The following is a 21,441-nucleotide window of genomic DNA, read 5'->3' as shown; positions in this document are numbered from 1 at the left end:
CTATGAAGGAAAATATAAAAATGGCATTACAGTCCATTATGACGAATAAAATGCGGTCGATCCTGACGATGATTGGTATTATTTTTGGTATCGGCGCTGTGATTGTTATTTTCAGTATTATTAACGGCAATACCGAAAACATGAAACGACAAATTATTGGTGGCTCTTCTAATTCAATCAAAATTGACTATGGCCCTCGCAAAAGCTTTTTAAGTGGCAATGCCAAATCTGACAAAGAAAGTAAACCGGATTATACACCAACCATCAGCCGGAATGCCCTTAAGCAACTGGAAACTATTCCCAATGTCACAGCCGCAAGTCTTTATTATCAAGAACACCCTTATATCTTTATAAAAGACCAGCAGATAGACAGTGATGTGTTCGCTGTTGACAATCGATATTTTGATATTGTGACTTATTCTCTTGAGCAGGGCCGTTTCTTTTTGAGTCAAGAGTATGACAGAATGACTCAGGTCTGTTTAGTTTCAAAAGAGTTTGCCATATCTGCTCTAAAAACGGAGAACCCAGTAGCTGACTTTATTGAAATTGCCGGGGTTGCTTTTAAAATTATCGGCGTTCTGTCAGCAGAGATGGAAGAGGAAGCTGGAAAAAAAGTGTTTTTGCCGATTGAGTCTGCTTTGCTGGTTCAACAGCAATATAATCATAAGCCGACGATTTTACTTCAAGCAGAGAATTCAGAGGATTTAGAAAGGGCTGGCAAACTGGCTTCAGTTACCTTAACGGGATTGGTGCCACCTTCCAATTATATTTTTTCCATCAAAAACTCAGATGATATTAAGCGGACTACGAAGGAGATCAATCAGTCAAATATGGTATTGCTGGGAGGAATCGCGAGTATTTCCTTAATTGTTGGAGGGATTGGTGTCATGAATACGATGTTGGTTAGTGTCACGGAGAGAACCGGAGAAATCGGTTTAAAAAAAGCGTTAGGGGCAAAGAAAAAAATCATTTTATGGCAGTTTTTGACAGAGGCAATAGTGTTGACGGTCCTAGGGGGGATCATCGGACTGATATCAGGTTTGATTATTAGTAAAATAAGTACGGGATATTTAGGTTATCCCTTCATTATCTCCTATTTTTCGATTGGCTTGAGTGTACTGTTTTCAGTCAGTGTGGGGATAATATTTGGGTTTATCCCAGCTTATCGAGCATCAAAATTAAGTCCAATTGAAGCGTTGAGATATGAATAAACGATAAAAGGAGAATGTAAAATGACTAAACGTGGGAAAAAATGGCTATGGCTAATGATTGTTACAACATTAACGGTAATAACAGCTTGTGGGGGAAAGGAAGCCACTCCAGAAGCCGTTGATGTCCCCAATAATCAGGCAGGGAAAACAAATGAAAAAGAAACCCCGAATGAAGCAAATGATATTGATAGTGAAATAGAAAATGCCGATTTGTCAGGTAATATTAACGAACTGACAGCCAATGGGATGACAATTAGTAAAGCGACTATTTTAGAAGGGGATGGTGAGGAGGAAGGTGAAACTGTAGCATATACTAATAAAGGAGAAGACCAAGCGGTAGTTGAGTTTACGGAAAAAACCGAGTTTAAGAAACTGATTATTAAAAACATGAAAGACGGTCGTTTGGAAAAAGGTAGTAAGTCAGATTTAGTAGTAGATGACACTATTTATTTGTATGGTTCTGAAGCGGGAAGTAAATTTATGGCAACTAAAGTGGTGATCGTTAAACTTGAATAGGGAGTGGGAAAAACTTATTGTTAGGAGTCATTTTAAATTGATGGTTGTTCGAATATAGGATACAATTGATTAAGATGATAACGTTTACGGAAGAGGTGTGTGATGGTAGAAAAAATTCTAATTGTTGAAGATGAAAAAGAAATTGCGGATTTGATTGAACTGTATTTAGCAGTCGAAAAATATGAAGTAAGGGTAGCTTATACAGGAGAAGAAGCATTAGAACTACTTAACAAAGAAACCCCTGATCTGGCAATTTTAGACATCATGTTGCCAGACATGTGTGGGTTTGATATATGTAGACAGATTCGTGGTTCGAATAAATGTCCGATACTATTTTTGACTGCTAAAGATAGCGAACTTGATAAAATACAAGGGTTGAATTGTGGGGCAGATGATTATATCACAAAACCCTTTAAACCTCTTGAACTAGTAGCCAGAGTTAAAGCTAATTTAAGACGGTATATCGAGTACAATGATAATACCTTAAAAACGGCCCAACAGACTTTTATTCAATTCGAAGGGATTACACTCAATTGTAACAGTTACGACGTGACCATCGATAACCAAAAAATTGATCTGACACCAAAAGAATTTAATATCTTATTGCTGTTACTGAGCAATCGAGGGGTTGTTATTAATTCTGAGGTGATTTTTCAGAATGTTTGGGAAGAAAAGTATTATGACACGTCAAATAATACAGTGATGGTTCACATTAGGCATATAAGACAAAAGATGAAAAAACAAGAGGGAGAGAAAGGTTATATTAAGACCGTGTGGGGAGTGGGGTATGTGATCGATGCGTAAAAAGGGTATCGTTATTGGGGGAGTCTGTGTATTATTATTGGGAGGTTTTTACTGGTTTAGTTTTTATGGTAACCCACTGTTAGGCAGTTGGGCTGAAGAAACCTTTGTTACTATTTATGAAGGACAGGGCTCTGGGGTAGAAATGAAGGAGTTTAACTGGCCTGCATTTAAATTTTTTTTTCAAATTATGTGCTTGTCAATGCTAATATTGATGATTGTTCTCATATTTTTAGTTGCTAAACACATTAATAAAAAACGAGAAAAAGAGACGATTGAATTTATTTCCCAGCGGATTCCCGTTTTTTTTGAGAATAACCAAATAAACGAAAATTTTTTTCCGAATGAATACTCGGAAATAGCTTTTGAGTTGTTAAAAATTAGAAATAATTCGGAAATTCAACAGGGAGAAATAAGGAAAGAGACTCAGCAAAAACATGACTTGATTACTTATTTAGCTCACGATTTGAAGACACCCTTAGCTTCTGTTATTGGATATTTAAACTTGATCAAAGATACACAAGAGTTGACTGATGAGCTGTTAATCAAGTATCTTTCGATTGCTCTGGAAAAAGCTGAGAGGCTAGAGCAGTTAACAGAACAATTTTTTGAAATCAGTCGATACAATTTACATAGCTTAACACTGAATCAAACTTCGTTTAATTTGAACATGCTTTTATATCAAGTTATTGAAGAATTTTATCCTTTAATTGAGGAAAAACAGCAAGGGATAGTTGTGACTAATCATGTGAATGTTTCAATTTTAGGTGATGCTGAACAACTGTCAAGGGTCTTCAATAATGTCCTGAAAAATGCTATTGTCTATGGGAGTGGAAGCAGTGAAGTTGGTGTTAAAGTGGAACTCTCTCAAGATAGAGTGGTGGTGTCTATTTCGAATGAATGTCAGCCATTGACAGAGTACCAGTTAAAACATATTTTTGAGAAGTTTTACAGGACAGATTATTCTCGTTCGACGAAAACGGGAGGTGTTGGCCTTGGTTTAGCCATCGCTAAACAGATTATTGAAGCCCATCATGGCGACATCATTGCTGAAAGTAATGAGGAGAGGACCACTGTCAAGATTAAATTGCCCTATAATCAAGTTGTCTCAGCATAAAATAAGGTGAAGCTGCGCGATGTTTTATCGTTCGGCTTATTTATTGTGAAAAATGACACTTTTTTGTCTTGTTTCGTACCTATAACGATTATTTTTTTATGATTGAGTCGGTTAAGCTTTTTTTAAGATAAACTTAAGCTCAGGTTCAAGACTTCACATGATTTAATGATTATCATTAATCATATAAAGGAATCTAAGGAGGGGTAGGATGAATGAAACGGTTAATGAAGTCTTATTAGATGAGTTAGACTATTTTTTTTCACAGTTATTTTTACAAAGGAGTTACTATCAGGTGGGGAAAGTCTTTAACACAAAATCCAAAAAATACTTTTATGATACTGGCACTGGAAAGATTTTTGAGAGTAATGATAATCTATACGGGATCTTAAAGATTTGGGAAAGTCAAAAGAGTTATATTCCTGTTCGAACACTTGTAACTCAATATGGCATAGAGATAGAAGCAATAGGGGAACTTGAAGACTTTAAGCAAATTATCTTACAAGAAAATATTTTGCAAGCAAAGGCCGTCACGAAGTTTGATAGTCCTCACTTATATCAACTTGAAGAATCCATTACATCGGATTTACAATTAATCACATTAGAACTAACTGAAAAATGTAATTTGCGTTGTTCTTATTGCATCTATGGCGAGATGAACTGTACGTTTCGAGGATTTGGGACTAAAACAATGACGTTTGAAACGGCTAAGAAAGCCATTGATTATGGCAAGGAACATGCTGGAGAGACCTTTTCACTGACCTTTTATGGTGGTGAACCCTTGTTGGAGTTTGATTTATTAAAAAAATGCGTGACGTATGCACAAGAACAGTTAGCTGACCGGCGACTTATATTTTCAGTGACAACTAACTTGGTTTTAATGACTGAGGAAGTTGCTGAATATATCGCAGCCATTGATGATTTCTATGTTGTATGTAGTTTAGACGGTCCAGAGGATATTCACGATGAATACCGGGTTTACCAAAATGGAAAAGGAAGCTTCCAACAAGTTTATCAAGGGTTAAAAACGATTGTTAACGCCTTTGGAGATGATGCCGAAAATAGGATGTCTTTTAGTATGGTATTGAACCGACCATACTCGATTGAAAAGTTTGATAAAATTCAAGCATTTTTTGATGAAAATCCTTGGATTCCTCAAGGTGCTGAGAAAAACGTGACCTACGCCACATACGGGAGAGATCAAGAGGGACTAACCAATATACCTAAAGAAGACGCCATAGATTTAGCTGAGGGAGAAGAAGAGCTAATTCTTTATGATCCACTTGGTGATTGGAATAACCGCAAAGTGATAAAAGACGTGGATGAGTCATCTAAATTATTTACGAGTAAGCGGTCAACGGATGATATGTATCGGATCCATAATAGGAGATTGACAGAAGAACCGGTAGATAACTATAGTTTTAATGGGTGTTGCATTCCTGGCAGCAGGAGACTATATGTGACAGTTGACGGGGAGTTTAAGCTATGTGAACGAATTGGCGAGTCACCTAAATTAGGGAATGTGGAAAAAGGCATAGATCTTGAGTATGTTCGAGAAAAATACATTGAGGATTATATGACTCAGTCTGTCAAATCCTGTAACGACTGCTGGGCAGTCAGCATGTGCGGTCTATGTTATACAGATAGCTATGACGAATCTAATTTTAGGCTAGATTATAAGAATGAGCTCTGCGAATCTCAAAGGTTCCAACTTGAAAGAGCATTAGGTCAGTACCATCAAATTTTGGAGGAAGATCCAGAAAGTTTGGACTATTTAAATCATATCGTCATGGGTTAGTGTATTTTTATTTCAATTGGCACCTATCGGGGGAATTGAAATTAAGAATAAATTTAAAGGCTGACAATCGTTTGAAGCTGGTAGAAAGGGAGGTGAGATTATGAACTTGATTAACCCAATCGGAAGAAGTGTTGAAAGTGGTGGTGGTATCGCACCAAGAGCGTGTATGTGTAATCGCTCATTCTCGGCTGCTCGTGGTAGTGACTCTTGTAGTAGATGTGGGTGCGGCTGTCAAGGAACTGTGAATTTGAATGCAAATTATAGTATTGCAGTCAGCACGAATCGGAGATCCTAGAAAAAGAAATAGCGTTGGCGGAAGAAGCTTTTCGCTAGCGTTATTTTCTTAGTGGAATAGTTCGTAACCCTATTAGCTAAAGAATGAGGTGGAAGCCATGGATGACATACCAAAAAAAGAATTAGTGCTGACATCGCTTAAAAGTCTGTCACTTGTCAAAAAAGTTGATTCTAAAGGACTAGTAGTCTTGGTGATTTTTCAATTGTTTCTCGGTATTTTTCCAAGTCTAAATCTTATTCTGATGCAAAAAATCATCAACTTAGTGCTAATAGGTTCCTTTGAAATAGTCGAGGTTTTTAAATGGATTTTCCTTCTGATCGTGTTAACTTTTTTTAATTATTTGGTTAATCAATTGGATAATTATAATTCATTTAAAATTAGTAAAAAAATGACGTTGTATATTGAGGTTGAGATGCTAGAGAAGACTAAAAAATTGTCTTTAAGAGATTTTGAAAATGTCGAGACTTACAATGTGATTCAGAGGGCGCAAACACAAACTGGTGAGGTGGTTTTTGGCCATGTTCAGTTGTTGATGAGTTTGTTAAAAACGATCATGGTTATTCTCTCTAATTCAGCCATTCTTATTTTATGGAGGTGGTGGCTTCTTCTAATTATTGTTCTTTTATCTGTTACTAAAATTATCGTTTTATCAAAATACAGTAAGGAAACATATGCCGTCCATAAAGCGAGAACAACCCAAGAAAGAGAGAAATGGTATTACCAATACTTACTGACAAGTGATTTTGCCTTTAAAGAATTGCAGTTATTTGATACGTATGATTTTTTTATCGATAAATTTACTCGATTATCAAAGTTTTTTATTGATCAGGACAAGACGATTATGAAGAAATATATTCGTTCTGAAAGTATTTTAGCTGTATTGGATGTCTTGGTTGTAGGAATGAGTATGGCAATCTGTGTCTACGATATTAAAATAAAACGAATTTTAGTGGGAAATTTTGTGATTAATATCAATTGTATGACACTAATAAAGTCGTCAATGGACACGCTAGCTCAGGAGTTTATTACCTTAGAAAAAGAAACCTTGGATTTAACTTATTTGTTTGATTTTTTTGCTATAAAAAGTGAAAAAAAACAAGATAAAAATAACAAAATTGAAGTGAATGAAATCAATAAAATTGAAGTAAGGGATGTTTCATTTCGCTATCATCAATCAGACGACTTTGCCTTAAAAAATGTTAATTTAGTAGCTAATCGGGGAGAAGCTATTTCAATCGTTGGGCTTAATGGATCTGGCAAGTCCACCTTGCTAAAATTAATTGCAGGGTTCTATACGGAATACACTGGAAAAATATTTGTAAATGGCATTGATTTAAGAGAAATTTCGATTAAGAGTTATCAAAAAAAGATTGGGGTATTATTTCAAGAATTTGCCAAGTATGAATTACCTTTGAGGGAAAATGTTGGTTTAAGTAACTTAACTGAAGCCAACAATGACCCTAAAATTAGACATTGTTTGGAGCTTGTAGGGGTAAGTAGTGAGCAACTAGGTGGTTTAGACAGGCAATTAGGATATTGGTTCGAAGGCGGCACACAATTATCTGGTGGACAGTGGATAAAGGTTGGCATTGCAAGGGCACTGTTTAGAGAATCATCGATGATTATTCTCGATGAACCAAATGCCTCATTAGACCCTATTGCGGAAACTGAAATATTTTCAAACTATAAAGAATTAATTTCAGATAAAGTTAGTTTAGTAATTACTCATCGATTAGCGAGTGCTAAATACTTGTCAGATAACATTATCGTTTTTAATGAGGGCAGTATCATAGCTGAAGGAGACCATGATTGTCTGTTTGAAACCTGTGAGTTGTATCGTGACATGTACGAAATGAGTCAAACGAAATAGAGAAATTATTTAGTTTGGTTGATGAATTAGTTATATTGAAAGAGAAGTGCTATTGCTAGTTTGCGATTTTCTGTCCATAGAAAAATCTGTGATCTTAATATAACTTGATGACTTTTAAGTTCATAAAAAAAACCTTCAAATAAGAGACAATTATTTGAAGGTTTTTTTTTTCCTTTTTTTTCTTTCTTCCCAAAAATTTACAAGCAAACTTGACATGATAATTTCATTAAGGTAAGCTGAAATTTATATGGAAATATTCATAAAACGATTATTATTCTGTTATTTATTTCGGGCTATTTTAACTATCAGTGATGTGTTCAGTAAAAGTTCATAAAGACTCGCCTTTTTAGTTTTATCTGCTCAATTGTGCACTTTTTAACAATTAGTAACTTGCTAGTTTGTCTATTTTTAGGTGGATAAAAAGTAGATAAAGTTGCTCCGTGCTTGTTATGGATAACTTACTTGATAATCATAAGGAAATAATAACTAAAAGGGGAAATGTAATCGCTATAAGAATGATAAGCGTTAGTTTGTTTTTGAGTGTGCTAAGAAATAGGATGAAAGTCAGTTGAAGTCTGAGCAGGTCAAAAGATTGATCAGCTGTCATCGGGGAGCTTGTGTAAGAGTGAAAATAAGGAATGGTACTTGTGGGAACTAAAAAGGATGAATGAAACGTAAGGGAGCACAGTGTGAGAGAATTGGGATATCACCTCTATGGGTAATAAAAAAAATCTTGTTTTATAGAAAAACAAGATTTTTGCTAGAGCATATGGGCTCTTCTTATAGGATAGTTTTTTTGAAACTATTTGTCAAGCCCTTTTCTATCATAAATTAATTAAATGAAGGGTGGCTTTGTTAGCTTGAGCTAAGCTACCCCTCTGCCAACGTTTGGAGATCAGCCTTTAACACAGTATCTGGCTTGACAGACGGGTGTTTTTAAACGCCGTCAGTTTCGCCGTCAGATTTAAGGAGTGAATAGCAATGTCAAAACGAGGGTTGAATATTTATAAAAGGAAGGATGGCCGATGGGAAGGTCGATATCCTAAAGGAAGAAAAGAAAATAAGACGCTGTATTACGGCTATATTTATGGCGAATCGTATAAAGAAGTCAAAGAAAAAATCATTCGCCAACGAGCGGATGATCAGTTTGATATAGGCGTTACTGCCTATTATGGCACGATTAGTGAATGGTTTGAATTTTGGTTAAGGCATCATATTGCATCAGGGGTTAAGCAAAGTACCTATGCCAGTTATTACCATAAGCTTCACACCTACGTCTTTCCAGTGATTGGGCATCGAAAGTTAGTTAAACTGACTCAACAAGATATGGAAGATTGGGTCAAAAATATTGAAGGAATTCTATCACCATCGTCGATTCGAGTGATTTTTAGATTGGTTCAGTCTGGGTTGGAAATGGCGAAAAAACAACATTATAGAGTTGACAATCCCTGTGAGGGCTGTCACTTGCCTAAAGTTGAAGCTAGTAAAACCAAGGCCTTGTCCCGAGTGCAGCAACAAAAATTAGTCAAGGTATCTCTAGACTCCAAGAAAGGCTTTCCGATTTTATTGGCGTTGGAAACAGGTATGAGAATTGGCGAGGTCTGCGGGTTAAAATGGGAAGATATTAATTTTGAAGAAGGCTATTTATCAGTCCAACGTACTCGTCAGCGAATTATCAAAAAAGCGGGAACAGGTACATTTATTACCGAAAATAGCCCTAAAACTAGCCATTCTCAGCGGGTTATCCCACTGTCGGCTACTTTATTGCTCTCATTAAAAAAACGCTATGTGGCGTCTTCTTGTTCTTATGTGATGGAACTAGGCGGGCGCCCTTTGGAACCGAGAGCAGTCGATCGCCATTTTAAAGAGATCATCAGTCAGTTTGGCTGGACAGGCATTTCTTTTCATTCATTGCGTCATACCTTTGCTACGAGATGTGTGGAGATGGGGGTTAATATTGCGGCGGTCAGTGCTTTAATGGGCCACAGTTCAATCAAAACAACTTTGGATATTTATACGACTACCTTCTTTTCGGAGAAACAAGCAGCGATTCAACAAATTACCTCGTTTTAAAAAAAATATTAGATAAAATCATCTTATCTTTTATCAATTTAGTTCAAAAAACATCCGTTCGTTAACTTTTGTATTTAAACGCTAATAGGAGACAAACCGTCTCTGAGTTAGGGGCATCTTTAGTTGAAGGGTTGAGATGAATAACATAATAAACGCCGTCTTGGAAGCCGTCAAACCAGTGAGTTAACTGGTGGCCCATACGGCTTTTTTTGCGTGTGTCTTGTTTTTCTATAAAACAAGACACATCTATTAGAAATGGTAAGAGAAATTGGGGAATGCTCTTAGATGACTAAATAATGCGATAACTGTGCTATTTGGAGAAAAGCACCTCTCCCATAGATTACATAAAAATTAGTCAAATGTCACTTAAAAAGGTTTGAAAACAGGCAATTGAACTTAAGTTGTGGCCATTAAATCAGTGACAAGTTAGTGGTACCTTAGTTAAGCAAGGTTGGCGAAGAGAGGAAACGTTCAAATAAAAGTTGTTTTACGAGGATAAGTTAGTCGCGATATTCGATTTACGAGGGATTTTTTCAAGCTCAACTAAGAAGTTGAAGCCTATGAGGGAGGGGAGACTGCGTGGCGACACAGCACAAGCGAAAAAGGAAACGCTCATCGACGCATCCTTCTCAGATAAGAAATGATGGCAAAGGAAAAAAGAGGCATAGGCCAAGCACGTCTAATAAGAGGAGAGCAAGAGAGTCGAAAAAGGTGGCACGCGAATGTTGTACCAATCTGGGAAAAAACTAAATGATGAAGGGGTTCTCTCATCTAATCAAAATCAAGATTACGATATTGACTTAGATACTGCTTCTAAATGGTATTGGGCAAATGGACCTGAAGCGGGCACTGTCTTTTATAATACACCAACTTCAAGTTCGAGTGGCCCAGTGGCAGGTGTTTATTCTGCCTGGCAGGGGGCTGAGCCAAACAATCGTTGGACTGATGGAACGTCTGCTGAATATATCTTACAGTTTGCCAAATCCGGTAGTAAATTTTGGAACGACTTATATTCAACTAATGTGACCCCTGGATGGAACGAGGGCTACTACGTGGAGTTTTCCGAATATGGCAACCAAAAAGAAACTCAGGAATTAACCGATGTCTGCTGGGAAGCGGATGTACCGCAGAAGGTTAGTTTGATTGCTTATGATGAAGAAGGAAACAAACTTGCTGGGGAGGTGCTCCTGGATCAGACCTTACGAATTGGCCAAAATCAGACCGTAAACCTGCCAGATATCGATCTTTATGAGTTTATTAAGGCAATTAATTTAGATGGGACGGAGCATTCCCTCGTTTACGGCATCACTAATACTTATCAAGAAGGCCAATTAATTTATGGGAATCGCAAAGTAGTGGTTCATATTCGCCAGGTCATCGATCAGTCAAATTCATCATTAGTTATTCCTAAAAAAGGGTTTGGGTCGTTTATTAGTCGTAATCAAGTCGGTCAGGATGGTCAGGTGTTTCATCTGGCGATGTCATCCTTTGAAACGAATCAAGGAAGGTTTGAGACCTCTATTATTAAGTATCAAAAGGCCTATTCGTTATTTGAGTTTAAGCCGATGATTCCGATGAATTATCAATTAATGGGGTATGTGGTGACGCCGGCGGAAACGGGCCATCGAGTATCAGAAAGTGTGGTTTCTTTTGAACCAGTCGATGTGTCGACAATTTCGGAATTTTGGGTAACTTTTTATATTCAGCCAGTTTCCCAGGAGAAAGTGTCAGTCTATCACTGGGCCTATAAAGATAATGATTTTGGGGAAATTGAGATACCGTAAGTTAGGGTGAGAAGATGACAGTCGCATTTTTTGGCATAACGATTGGTGTTAGTTTTATCTTGGTCGTCCATAGTTTTTGACTGCTGTCGCTTAACAAAAAACAGGAAAAGCTAACACGGCAACTTAACAAGGTGGAAAGTCATAAAAAAAAACGACCTTCCCTTAGGAAAAATAGGACGGGCTAATCATGAAGGAGCTGTGATATGAATCAATCTATTCATCGTCTAATTAAAGATCAAAAGGGCTTTTCTTTAATTGAAATTATTGTAGCGGTTATTCTTCTCGGCAGCTGTTTTATGTTATTGGCGACTTTGATACATCAAAATTCTTTGGCTATTCAATTGACAAAACGAAAAGAAGGAGCTGCTTTCGTTAGAGAGGACATCAAGGAATGGTTGCTTTATAAAGGTCAGATACAGGATATTGCCAATTTAAACAATTATGTGCTGGTTCAAGCAGACGCTGGCAAAACCTTAACTGACAAGCAGAAAGCGCGTCGTAATCACCTTATTTTGGACAATTCAGGTATCCAAAAGGAGTCCTCTTTACCGTTATATGGCGAAGTCGAAGTCAAAGAAGTGGACGGTGATCGTGGTGACTTTACGAAAAAGGTCACTTATCATCCAACGGAAGCTGCTTTTTTACCTGAAAAGCTTCGGTCTGATGTTAATCAACTTTATATTGGGGAGTACATCGATGGGACACAAGGGACGTCTACATTTTTAGTTGAGGTTCAAGTGACCATTCCAGATCAGACCGTAGGGTATAGCCCCCGAAGAGAAGGGGTTAATTTAACTATCTTGATTTACGATAAGAAAACTGGCGGGTTATTGACGTCGACAATTTTAAACTGGGTGGTCGATTCGTGAGAGGATGGGTGATGGGGTTGCTAAAAGACGAACGTGGCTTGAGTTTAATTGAAGTCTTGGGAGCACTGGCCATTTTTGGCTTAGTAGCTATCCTGCTTTCAAGTGTGTTGTTTAGTATTTCTAAGGCATCTACCATACAGGGCCAACAGGTGGAGTTTCAACAGACAGCTAATATGATGATTGCTAAAATAGAAAAAATCAGTCGAACTCCTGAGGTGTATGAAGATGCAAATTACTTTGGTAAATTTAATGGCAAAATCAGTTGGAAAGAAACCCATATTATTCGTATGACAAAGGGCAATCAAACAGACTCTGAGGTCAATAAACCCTTTGAGGACGGGGTTAACCCGATTTTTCTAACAGATATTAATGATAATGCCAATCAAAAGTCAGATAGCTATGGGATTAAAGATAACAATATCAAGATAAAAGTACTGTTGCAAAAGAATGAAAATGATCAACGAAAGACCAGCTATGGGACATCTAATTACCGAGATACGTTTACGATTCAAACGAGTGGAATTATTCTGTTTTATCAGGAGTCCATCAATTTTGCTCCTTATTACGGGAGTAATGGTGTGTGGGATTTGGAAAAATTATTAGCAGATCATAAAAAGAAGGTTCGTTATAGTCGGCAATTTGTCTGCAGTTATCGGGATGATCAGAAAGCAAAAGGGGAGGCGCCTGGTAATGGTAGATGGTAAAGGAAAAGAGGAATCAGGCTATGCTTTAATTTACGCATTAGGAGCCATTATTTTAGCCAGTGTGATTGTCGGAGCGATTTTTTTACTTGCTATGCGAGCTTTCTCACAAGTTGATCGGGTCGATACCTTTAAGCAAAGTAAAGATGTTAGCGAATATGCCATGCAAAAAGGGACAAAAAAAATTAAAGATGTCATGGAAGAAAAGATGGCAACGGCGATTGTTGGGATTGAATTGGGAAACGATGAGACGAAGTTAAAGCAATTGGTCAATCAATGGGTCTCGCCTGAGATGTTTAAGGCGATTAAGGGTCAAAATATAGGGGCGACTAAACAGTTTTCTTATCAGGTCTCCTATGATGCCACGAAGATTCAAGTGGTAAAAGCGGATCCTTATAAATTAGATGAGGGAGCGGGGACCTTTGGCTGGGCTAAGGATACCTATAAGGTCGGCGATAGTCGGACGAATATCCAGTTAGTCTTCCCTTTAACGGTGGAAGTGACTGAGAAACAGCGGGATGGGGAGACCACTTCCAAGATGAAGTCTAATTATGTTTATGATGTTCAGTGGGAAGAAGTTGATGTTAATGAGACGATTCAGGCGGTGGATACTTGGCGGAATGTTTTTTATTCCTACTATTTGAGTGACAGCGGTCAATACATTTCTGCGGATGAGTGGTTAAAAAAAATGGATCAACTTTATCGTTATCAAGAGGGAAGGGTCAAGCTTTTTGATTACTCTGGTTATAGCAGTCAGACTCGCCCCCTGTATGGTGATTTAGCGGAACAAATCGTGGACATGACAGATGGTAGTGCCCTTGATTTTTCAACGGGGGATAAAAAAATTGGGAATTTGCGTTTTGCTGGTTCCTTTCTTGTTGAGTATGGACCAAAAATGAAGGGCAACAATGACAGTGAGCTTCAAACGGGAAATTTATTGTCCTTGCGTAATTCGCTAAAAAATCCCCAACTTAGTTCTTATATTCAAGTGGATAGGGTCAAGGCAGCAACTGGAACGATTATTGAGTTGCCTGTTCCTCAGTCAAACTTGGTGTTAGCTGTTAAAGAGTTTCAAACGACTAATTTATTGATTAACGGCACTCATTCAGAGAAAAATGGGAAATCGTCTCAAGGGGTATTATTTTCTAAGGGCCAAATTAGTGTAACGAATCAACTAGAGGCCAATCAATTATCATTTGCTCACTATGGGACAAGTGCCGAGACTCAGGATCCTAAAGCAAAAAACTGGAATGAGTTTCTTGATGGGGCCATGGTGCTTTCGAGTGGTAGTTTATATGCCGGACCTGTTAGTCAAAACGGGATTAGCTCGACTGTCAATGATTCACGAAAAATTGAAGTTGATGGCAATTTTTTATTGACCAATGTCCTTATGGAAAAAGGCCCGGATAATTTATCCTTTTCTTATTTTAGCGACAATCAGCCTCAACAACCTTCCAGTATGGTCTTGGAAGGTAGCGGTACGTTGTTAACAGTCAAGGGTCTCAGTTTTATCGATTCGGTGAAAACCACCCGGCGAAAATCTTATAGTGAGTACCCTAAAAACAGTAGTGAGAAAAAAGATTCTGAGGTGTTTACTTCTTTTTATGACGATGAGGCTTCGTGGAATCAAATTATCTTAAAAGAAGGTGCCAAGATGGAGTTGGGCATCACAGGTGTGGAGCCGTTTCATTTAGAAGTGGCTCAAGGTTCTTACTTGTCTTTGAAACTATTGCCAGAAAATATGTTATTTGATACTCGGTTTATTGAAGAAGCAAGTGCTAAAGGACTCTTAAAAGGCAAAGTTATTATAGAACCTTACAGCCAAAAGGATGCAGAGTCGTTAAAAAAAGAGTTAGCTAAAAAAGGGATTGGACTGACCTCAGTGACTAGTCTAGATGAGGCGAAGAAACAGACGGTCTCAGATGGTCAAGTGGTAATTATTGACCCAACCAACACGGCTAATAGAGGATCCAGTCAGGTGATAAACCGCACCTTTGATTATGTGGAAAGTCTTGTTTATTAGAAGGAGATGATAGGGTGAGCCAGCGGGAGCGATCAAGAAAGTCAACGAATTCAAGAAGAAAAAAGCGTCATGCTTCCAGTGAGAGTCAAAGTAGCGGGCCTGATTTGTTTAATGCCGTACTGGACAAGCATCTTCTTGAGCTGATTCCTCGGAGTTTTGCGAAGCAGTACAATGTCTTCCCTTTGAAACAGGAAGAGGATCGCTTAACTGTGGCCATGAGCCAACCTAAAAATTTTTCAGTATTGAATGAGTTACGTATTATTACGGGCTTAATGATTGAGCCTGTTCAAGTGGATCAGGGAGATATTCAGCAGTTAATTGTTCGAGATTATCCCTCTGATTTGAATATTGAGCAATTATTTGCTGGACAGGAGTTTGAACAGGCGGCAGTGGTTCAAAGTGGTCTGGGAAATGAGGATTCGCCTGTCATTAAAACGGTCAATGCCTTGTTACAAGATGCCGTTGATCGTCGGGCTAGCGATATTCATTTTGACCCTCAGGAGAAGTATTTGGCGGTCAGAATCAGGGTGGATGGGGAGATGCGTGAATTAAAACGATTGCCTAAAAATAGTCAACAGGCGGTTACCTCACGATTAAAAATTATTTCTTCTTTAGATATTACTGAGACTCGCCTGCCACAGGATGGTCGGGCCATGTTAAGTAATGGCGGTCGGGTAGTGGATTTGCGGGTCTCCATTCTACCAACGATTCATGGTGAAAAAATCGTTATTCGGATCTTAGATCGAACCATTGGGATTCGCAGTTTGGATGAATTTAAATTTGAGGAAACGTTACTACAAAATTTCAGAAAATTATTAAAGCAACCTCATGGCATCATTTTGGTAACAGGACCAACAGGGTCGGGAAAATCCTCTACCTTGTATGCCGCCTTGCAAGAATTAAATACGTCGGAAGTCAATATTATTACCGTTGAGGATCCAGTGGAATTTCAGTTGGAAGGGATCAATCAGGTAGCGGTTAACAGCAGTATCGGTTTAACCTTTGCAAGTGGGTTGAGAAGTATACTACGGCAGGATCCTAACATTGTGATGGTTGGGGAGATTCGGGACAAAGAAACAGCGGAAATTGCTATTCGGGCCTCAATGACCGGCCATTTGGTGTTGTCGACGCTTCATACTAATGATTCAGTGGGGACGATAAATCGGTTGATAGATATGGAAGTGGATAGTTTTCTAGTAGCTAATGCACTGGAAGGGGTGTTGGCTCAACGGTTAGTTAAGAAAGTCTGCACCAGTTGCAAAACCAAGGTGAAGGTGACAGATCAGGAACGAATTTTTCTGGAAGAGCATGGCTGCTTTGAGAGTATGTTGGCGAAGGGGAAGGGTTGCGCTAAGTGTGGTTACTCTGGCTATCAGGGACGGATTGCCATTCAAGAATTGTTGATGATGACAGCGGAGCTAAGACGGATGGTTACGAATCAGGCAACTAACGATGACTTGTTTCATTATGTGACGGAACAAACGATGCGATTTTTGATTGATGATGGCTTGGATAAAGTCAGAGCTGGTGAAACGACCGTTGAGGAACTCGTAAAAGTAGTGGCTGAAGATGCCTAGAAAGGGGGAGGACAGATGAGTGAAGTGCGTAAAAAGCCCCGTAAGAGAAGTCGAAGCAGTGAAACGGTGCTCTTAGCACCAGAAGAAGCGCTGAACCTTACTCAGGCTAAAGGGAGAATTGAAGAGTGGTTACGGCGGGCTGTTGAACAGAAGGTGTCGGATATTCATTTAGTGGAAGGATTGCCCCCGATGTTCCGTTTACATGGTGCCTTACAAGGAATTGAAGGAACATCGATGCTTTCTTCACCAGAGATTGAAGCCATTGCTAGGGTGATTTGTACTGACAAGCAGTGGCGGGAATACGGTGAGTTGGGGGAAGTGGACTTGGCTTATGAGCTAAAGGATATTAGCCGCTTTCGGGTCAATGTCTTTAGACAGATGGATACGGTAGCGATTGCCTTAAGACAGATTCCGATTGACATCCCTAATTTAAGTTCACTTGGGATGCCAGAAGTTTTACGCAGTATGATTCAAAAAAATCAGGGGTTGTTTTTAGTAACGGGGCCTACAGGTTCTGGTAAATCAACGACACTAGCAGCGATGCTGGATTATTTAAATGAAACCAAAAAAACCCATATTTTAACGTTAGAAGATCCAGTGGAGTACTTGCACAAGCATAAAAAGAGCATTATATCCCAGCGAGAAATTGGTCGAGACACCGAATCCTTTGCCAATGGCTTACGAGCTGCTTTACGTCAGGATCCTGATGTGATTTTAGTCGGTGAAATGCGGGACTTCGACACAATTTCGATTGCCTTAACTGCGGCGGAAACAGGTCACTTGGTTTTAGGCACCTTGCACACCTCCAGTGCACCTTCCACCATTGAGCGGATTGTCGATGTCTTTCCCGCAGAGCAACAATCTCAGGTGCGGACACAGTTGGCCGGAGCGTTGATCGGTATCTTGTCTCAGCGCTTGTTGCCAACGATGGATGGCGATGGTCGGGTGGCGGCCACTGAAATGTTAGTGAATTCCAAGGGGATTGCCAGTATTATCCGGTCAGGTAAAACCCATCAAATTACTAATATGTTGTTGATGGGCAAAGCAGAAGGGATGCATACCATGAGCACCTCGGTGACACAATTATCACAAGCAGGACGTGTCGATGCCGATGTGGCCTCTGGCATTTTGGATGATGGAGGTGGTGCTTAATGGCAACTTTTGCTTATCAAGGAAAAAAATATTCAGGTGAAACCTCTAGGGGAACGATTCAAGCCAGTTCGATGATGGAAGCTAATCAATTATTGAAGAAAAAGCATATTAAACCTCTATCGGTGGTGGAACAGGAAGAAACCTTTGCCAACAAGGAGATTAATTTATTTTCTGGTGTGAAGCCTAAGTTGTTGGTCGGTTATTTGCAGCAGTTTTCCACCTTAATCAATGCGGGCATAACGGTTTTGGAAGCGTCGAATATGCTGGAAGAACAACAACGAGATAAAAACTTTAAAAAGGTCTTAAACGAGGTGACCCAGGATTTAGAGAATGGGTCAACCCTGTCTGACAGTTATAAAAGACATCCAAATGCCTTTCCGCCTCTGCTGATCAACGTGATTGCCGTAGCAGAAGTGTCAGGCTCACTGGAAAGTAACTTAAAAAAAATGGCGGATTATTATGAAAAATCATCTGCTAACCGCAGTAGTGTGGTGACCGCCATGATTTACCCAATTATGATGTTGATTGCGTCAATCGCAGTGGGAATCTTTTTAATGGTTTCGATTGTGCCGATGTTTGTGACAGTTTTTGAAGATTTCGATGCGGAATTGCCGGCTATCACCAAAATGACAATGACAATCAGTGACTTTTTACAAACAAAGGGAATTATGGTAGTTTTCGTGATCCTTGCCATTGCTTTGGGGTTGTTTTTTGGTAAACGAAATGCGGTTTTTCGCTTACGATATGATTCGTTTATGTTACGGATACCAGGATTTGGCGAGTTAATTCAAAAGAATAACTTTTCGGTCTTCATGACCACTTTATCATCATTGTTAGCAAGTTCAGTTCCAATGGTTAAAGCCTTGGAAATGAGTGGGGAAGTCGTCAAGAATACGTTTATTAAACAAATGGTGCAACAGTGCGAAGTTGAAGTGTCACAAGGTGGAAGGTTAAGTCATGTTTTTTCAAATAGTCACGCAGTCCCCTTGTTAGCTACCCAGATGGTCAAGGTTGGTGAGAGTACAGGTTCACTGGAAGACATGTTGGAAAAATTAAGTGTGATTTATGAAAGAGAAGTCGATGAGTCTACCAAGCGAATTAAGACAATTATCGAACCACTGGTGTTGCTATTGATTTGTGGCATTGTTGGATTTATCGTAGCAGCTATAATGCTACCGATGTTTGCGATGTATGGAGCAGTACAAGGGTAAGGCCCTTGCTAAAGTAGTTATTAACTAGAAACCTAGACTTCTAGATAATATAGATAAAAATATAAAAGAGATTTTCAGGAGGAAGAAAGAATGACAACTATTATGACTTTACAAGAAACAAAGGAAAACAGATTTAATCGTATATTGAAGGATGAGCGTGGATTGACAATGGTTGAGCTGTTAGCAACTGTCGTTATCTTAGCGATTATTATGGGGATTGGTGCTTTAGCGATTGGCGGGGTTATTCAACGATCTAGAGAGGATGGCGCTGTTTCAGAAGTGAAAAGTGCCTATGACGCAGGTAAAATGTTTCAAGTTCAAGATCTTTTGGCTACTGGAGCAAGTTCGTTTACATTGACTGACGTAGTAACTGAAGGGTTATTTGATACAACACTTGATTCATCTAAAGCTACAGCGATTGTGTTTAAAGTCGATGCTAAAGGAAAGTTGACGATGTATGTTCCAGCAGCGACTTTTAAAGCTGGCAATAAAGATAGTCTAGATGTAGGTTCACTAACAGCAGGAGCAGATTCTAAATACATTAAAGAATTAACTCGTGATGGTGCAACTGGGAATTTATTTGCTCAAAACTAGTATTTGAATACCTAAAGGTTAAAACTATGATAGGAGTTTTTGTATGAGTGTGTTAGGACTGGTTCCGAAAATAATCATCTATTTTTACATCTTCATTATAGGAATGTGTCTAGGCTCCTTTTTCATGGTAGTAGGCTATCGTGTACCTAAAAAGGAAACACTGTCAGGTCGGTCACATTGTGATACTTGCCAGCATCAGCTGGCTGCCTGGCAACTGATTCCGGGTATTTCCTATTTAATGTTAAAAGGGAAATGTCATTACTGTTCGTCAAAGATTGGTGTTCAGGCACCTCTCTTTGAAGTCTTAACAGGGGTACTGTTTGTGATGTCAGCTGTTTTATTACAGCTGACACCAGAGACAATTGTGAGTTTAACGATGATATCACTTTTGTTGATTATTGCCGTTTCAGATATTAAGTATCGTCTTATTCCTAATAAAGTATTACTGCCCTTTTTTATTCTCGCTTTGATTGAGCGGTTTTTGATTCCACAGACAGATTATTGGTGGTACCCTTTTGCTGGTTTTCTGGTGGGTTTTTTACCTCTGTATGTATTGACCTTAGTTAAGGGGCAGGCCATGGGGGGAGGGGATATTAAATTGTTTGCAGTAATTGGCATATTTATTGGACCGATTCAAGTGATGGTTAGTTTGTTTGTGGCGTCTGTTGTGGCTCTCATCTTTTACGTAGGCTCATTTTTAGTGAAGCAAAAGCAATCAAAATTGATTCCCTTTGGTCCATTTATTGGGATTGGGACATTACTGGTTTATCAGTATGGGACTGGCCAGTACCAGCAGTTTATAGAATTATTGTTTAGAAGGTAGGGGTAAAGATGAAAAAAAGAAAGCATCGTGGGATCGGGATTGATATTGATAAGAATGTTATCCGATATTGTGTGCAAAAAAATAGCAAATGGGTCTATGGGGAAATTGTCAATAACGGCTCTTTTTTCAAAGGGGATAAATTGCGGAATTCGGAACAATTTGTTAACTCTTTAAAAGAAATCTATCGCAAGGCTCATCTTAAAAATTCTGAAATAGTCATAGCGACGCCTAATTCTAAACTACTGATTAGACAGGTTCCTGTGGAAAAGATGAAATCGGAAAAGGAAGTTCGTGAGTATTTGTTTTTTGAGCTGGGGGAATCAATTCCCTTGCCTTTTGATCAGCCCATTTTTGATTTGCTGGTTTATGAGCATGAAGAAAGTAAAAAATCAAGGAAGAAAAAAAAGCGATCACCAGATAAGGTGAAATCTATTTTAGTTAAAAAAAATCAAATGCTGATTGATGGGAATGTGTCGGTCGTGGTCACCTCAGAGCCCTTTTTGGAAAAAATTGGCGATACAATTAAAAAGAGTGGCGGTCAACTAATCGGGGTCGATGCCAGTTCCTTGGCTTATGGCCGAGTTTTTCAGAAGCGAATCAATTGGTCGCAAAACTTTTTACTGGTGGAACTTAATGGGGGAGCGGCGACGATCACAATTTTTGAAAAGTTTGTGCCAGTCTATGTTCAATACGAAAATTATAATCAGGTTAATTGGAAATACATTGAAAAAAATGACTCATCTAAAATGGAGTTTTCAACTTCAGTTGAGTTAGAAGGGCTAGATGGGCTGGGGATGACGATTCAAAATATTGCGGATTATTTTACAACAGAAATCTCTTATGGCAAAACACTGTCGCAAATCTATTTGGTTGGTGGTCATCCCTTTCTGACCAAGGAGGCAGAGACGGTCATTCAACACCGTAATCAGTTGCCTGTTAAAGCCTTAAGCTCGCCTTTGAAGAGTGGGCAAGAAGACGTTCCAGATCGCTTCTTATTGGCAGCAGGACTATCTATGAAAGAGGTTTAGA

General features: G+C 38.8%; 18 protein-coding genes. All 18 read left to right on the top strand.

The window, feature by feature from the left end:
* The first annotated feature begins 2 nt into the window (after positions 1-2).
* The 18 genes from RWN13_RS06155 to pilM all read left to right on the top strand — a co-directional run bounded on the left by RWN13_RS06155 (position 3) and on the right by pilM (position 21,440).
* Positions 3-1,211, top strand: coding sequence for an ABC transporter permease (locus tag RWN13_RS06155; RefSeq protein ID WP_314061553.1), 1,209 nt, complete (start codon positions 3-5; stop codon positions 1,209-1,211).
* 21 nt (positions 1,212-1,232) lie between these two features.
* Positions 1,233-1,727: a hypothetical protein gene (locus tag RWN13_RS06150; RefSeq protein ID WP_314061552.1), complete on the top strand. Its 495-nt coding sequence runs from the start codon at positions 1,233-1,235 to the stop codon at positions 1,725-1,727.
* A gap of 102 nt (positions 1,728-1,829) precedes the next feature.
* Positions 1,830-2,531, top strand: a complete 702-nt coding sequence (locus tag RWN13_RS06145; RefSeq protein WP_314061550.1) for a response regulator transcription factor — start codon at positions 1,830-1,832, stop codon at positions 2,529-2,531.
* Entirely contained in the window at positions 2,524-3,645 is a 1,122-nt protein-coding gene (locus RWN13_RS06140) for a HAMP domain-containing sensor histidine kinase (protein ID WP_314061548.1), read from the top strand. Before RWN13_RS06145 ends, RWN13_RS06140 begins: the two co-directional genes overlap by 8 nt.
* A 208-nt stretch (positions 3,646-3,853) precedes the next feature.
* Entirely contained in the window at positions 3,854-5,440 is a 1,587-nt protein-coding gene (locus tag RWN13_RS06135; RefSeq protein ID WP_314061546.1) for a radical SAM protein, read from the top strand.
* Positions 5,441-5,540: 100 nt separating this feature from the next.
* Positions 5,541-5,735 carry an Apre_1838 family putative sactipeptide bacteriocin gene (locus RWN13_RS06130; RefSeq protein ID WP_314061545.1) on the top strand — a complete coding sequence of 65 codons (195 nt, stop codon included), beginning with the start codon at positions 5,541-5,543 and terminating at the stop codon, positions 5,733-5,735.
* Positions 5,736-5,832: 97 nt separating this feature from the next.
* Positions 5,833-7,605, top strand: a complete 1,773-nt coding sequence (locus RWN13_RS06125; RefSeq protein ID WP_314061543.1) for an ABC transporter ATP-binding protein — start codon at positions 5,833-5,835, stop codon at positions 7,603-7,605.
* Positions 7,606-8,586: 981 nt separating this feature from the next.
* On the top strand, positions 8,587-9,678 hold the full coding sequence (locus RWN13_RS06120; protein WP_314061542.1) for a tyrosine-type recombinase/integrase: 1,092 nt from the start codon (positions 8,587-8,589) through the stop codon (positions 9,676-9,678).
* A 722-nt stretch (positions 9,679-10,400) separates the two neighbouring features.
* Positions 10,401-11,462, top strand: a complete 1,062-nt coding sequence (locus RWN13_RS06115) for a hypothetical protein (protein ID WP_314061541.1) — start codon at positions 10,401-10,403, stop codon at positions 11,460-11,462.
* 203 nt (positions 11,463-11,665) lie between these two features.
* On the top strand, positions 11,666-12,331 hold the full coding sequence (locus tag RWN13_RS06110; RefSeq protein ID WP_314061540.1) for a prepilin-type N-terminal cleavage/methylation domain-containing protein: 666 nt from the start codon (positions 11,666-11,668) through the stop codon (positions 12,329-12,331).
* Positions 12,328-13,035: a prepilin-type N-terminal cleavage/methylation domain-containing protein gene (locus RWN13_RS06105; RefSeq protein WP_314061539.1), complete on the top strand. Its 708-nt coding sequence runs from the start codon at positions 12,328-12,330 to the stop codon at positions 13,033-13,035. Before RWN13_RS06110 ends, RWN13_RS06105 begins: the two co-directional genes overlap by 4 nt.
* Positions 13,022-15,055, top strand: coding sequence for a hypothetical protein (locus RWN13_RS06100; RefSeq protein ID WP_314061538.1), 2,034 nt, complete (start codon positions 13,022-13,024; stop codon positions 15,053-15,055). The genes RWN13_RS06105 and RWN13_RS06100 overlap by 14 nt, the downstream gene beginning before the upstream one ends.
* Positions 15,056-15,069: 14 nt before the next feature.
* Entirely contained in the window at positions 15,070-16,632 is a 1,563-nt protein-coding gene (locus RWN13_RS06095; protein ID WP_314061537.1) for an ATPase, T2SS/T4P/T4SS family, read from the top strand.
* A gap of 15 nt (positions 16,633-16,647) precedes the next feature.
* Complete coding sequence (locus RWN13_RS06090) at positions 16,648-17,784, top strand: type IV pilus twitching motility protein PilT (RefSeq protein WP_314061535.1); 1,137 nt, start codon at positions 16,648-16,650, stop codon at positions 17,782-17,784.
* Positions 17,784-18,995 carry a type II secretion system F family protein gene (locus RWN13_RS06085; RefSeq protein ID WP_314061534.1) on the top strand — a complete coding sequence of 404 codons (1,212 nt, stop codon included), beginning with the start codon at positions 17,784-17,786 and terminating at the stop codon, positions 18,993-18,995. Before RWN13_RS06090 ends, RWN13_RS06085 begins: the two co-directional genes overlap by 1 nt.
* 90 nt (positions 18,996-19,085) lie before the next feature.
* On the top strand, positions 19,086-19,589 hold the full coding sequence (locus RWN13_RS06080) for a type II secretion system protein (RefSeq protein WP_314061533.1): 504 nt from the start codon (positions 19,086-19,088) through the stop codon (positions 19,587-19,589).
* 43 nt (positions 19,590-19,632) lie between these two features.
* Positions 19,633-20,412, top strand: coding sequence for a prepilin peptidase (locus RWN13_RS06075; RefSeq protein WP_314061532.1), 780 nt, complete (start codon positions 19,633-19,635; stop codon positions 20,410-20,412).
* Between the two features lie 8 nt (positions 20,413-20,420).
* Entirely contained in the window at positions 20,421-21,440 is a 1,020-nt protein-coding gene (gene pilM, locus RWN13_RS06070; protein ID WP_314061531.1) for a hypothetical protein, read from the top strand.
* The last annotated feature ends 1 nt before the right edge of the window (position 21,441 follow it).

The sequence above is a fragment of the uncultured Vagococcus sp. genome (assembly GCF_963518325.1).
Taxonomy (GTDB): Bacteria; Bacillota; Bacilli; order Lactobacillales; family Vagococcaceae; genus Vagococcus_D.
Note: the sequence above shows the minus strand (reverse complement) of the source record. Positions and strands in the feature narration are given on the sequence as shown.

Coding starts and splice junctions, on each gene's coding strand:
- RWN13_RS06080 (WP_314061533.1), top strand. CDS start 19,086: ATGACAACTATTATGACTTTACAAGAAACAAAGGAAAACAGATTTAAT.
- RWN13_RS06100 (WP_314061538.1), top strand. CDS start 13,022: ATGGTAGATGGTAAAGGAAAAGAGGAATCAGGCTATGCTTTAATTTAC.
- RWN13_RS06120 (WP_314061542.1), top strand. CDS start 8,587: ATGTCAAAACGAGGGTTGAATATTTATAAAAGGAAGGATGGCCGATGG.
- RWN13_RS06150 (WP_314061552.1), top strand. CDS start 1,233: ATGACTAAACGTGGGAAAAAATGGCTATGGCTAATGATTGTTACAACA.
- RWN13_RS06110 (WP_314061540.1), top strand. CDS start 11,666: ATGAATCAATCTATTCATCGTCTAATTAAAGATCAAAAGGGCTTTTCT.
- RWN13_RS06130 (WP_314061545.1), top strand. CDS start 5,541: ATGAACTTGATTAACCCAATCGGAAGAAGTGTTGAAAGTGGTGGTGGT.
- RWN13_RS06115 (WP_314061541.1), top strand. CDS start 10,401: ATGTTGTACCAATCTGGGAAAAAACTAAATGATGAAGGGGTTCTCTCA.
- RWN13_RS06155 (WP_314061553.1), top strand. CDS start 3: ATGAAGGAAAATATAAAAATGGCATTACAGTCCATTATGACGAATAAA.
- RWN13_RS06140 (WP_314061548.1), top strand. CDS start 2,524: ATGCGTAAAAAGGGTATCGTTATTGGGGGAGTCTGTGTATTATTATTG.
- RWN13_RS06090 (WP_314061535.1), top strand. CDS start 16,648: ATGAGTGAAGTGCGTAAAAAGCCCCGTAAGAGAAGTCGAAGCAGTGAA.
- RWN13_RS06145 (WP_314061550.1), top strand. CDS start 1,830: ATGGTAGAAAAAATTCTAATTGTTGAAGATGAAAAAGAAATTGCGGAT.
- RWN13_RS06085 (WP_314061534.1), top strand. CDS start 17,784: ATGGCAACTTTTGCTTATCAAGGAAAAAAATATTCAGGTGAAACCTCT.
- pilM (WP_314061531.1), top strand. CDS start 20,421: ATGAAAAAAAGAAAGCATCGTGGGATCGGGATTGATATTGATAAGAAT.
- RWN13_RS06135 (WP_314061546.1), top strand. CDS start 3,854: ATGAATGAAACGGTTAATGAAGTCTTATTAGATGAGTTAGACTATTTT.
- RWN13_RS06125 (WP_314061543.1), top strand. CDS start 5,833: ATGGATGACATACCAAAAAAAGAATTAGTGCTGACATCGCTTAAAAGT.
- RWN13_RS06075 (WP_314061532.1), top strand. CDS start 19,633: ATGAGTGTGTTAGGACTGGTTCCGAAAATAATCATCTATTTTTACATC.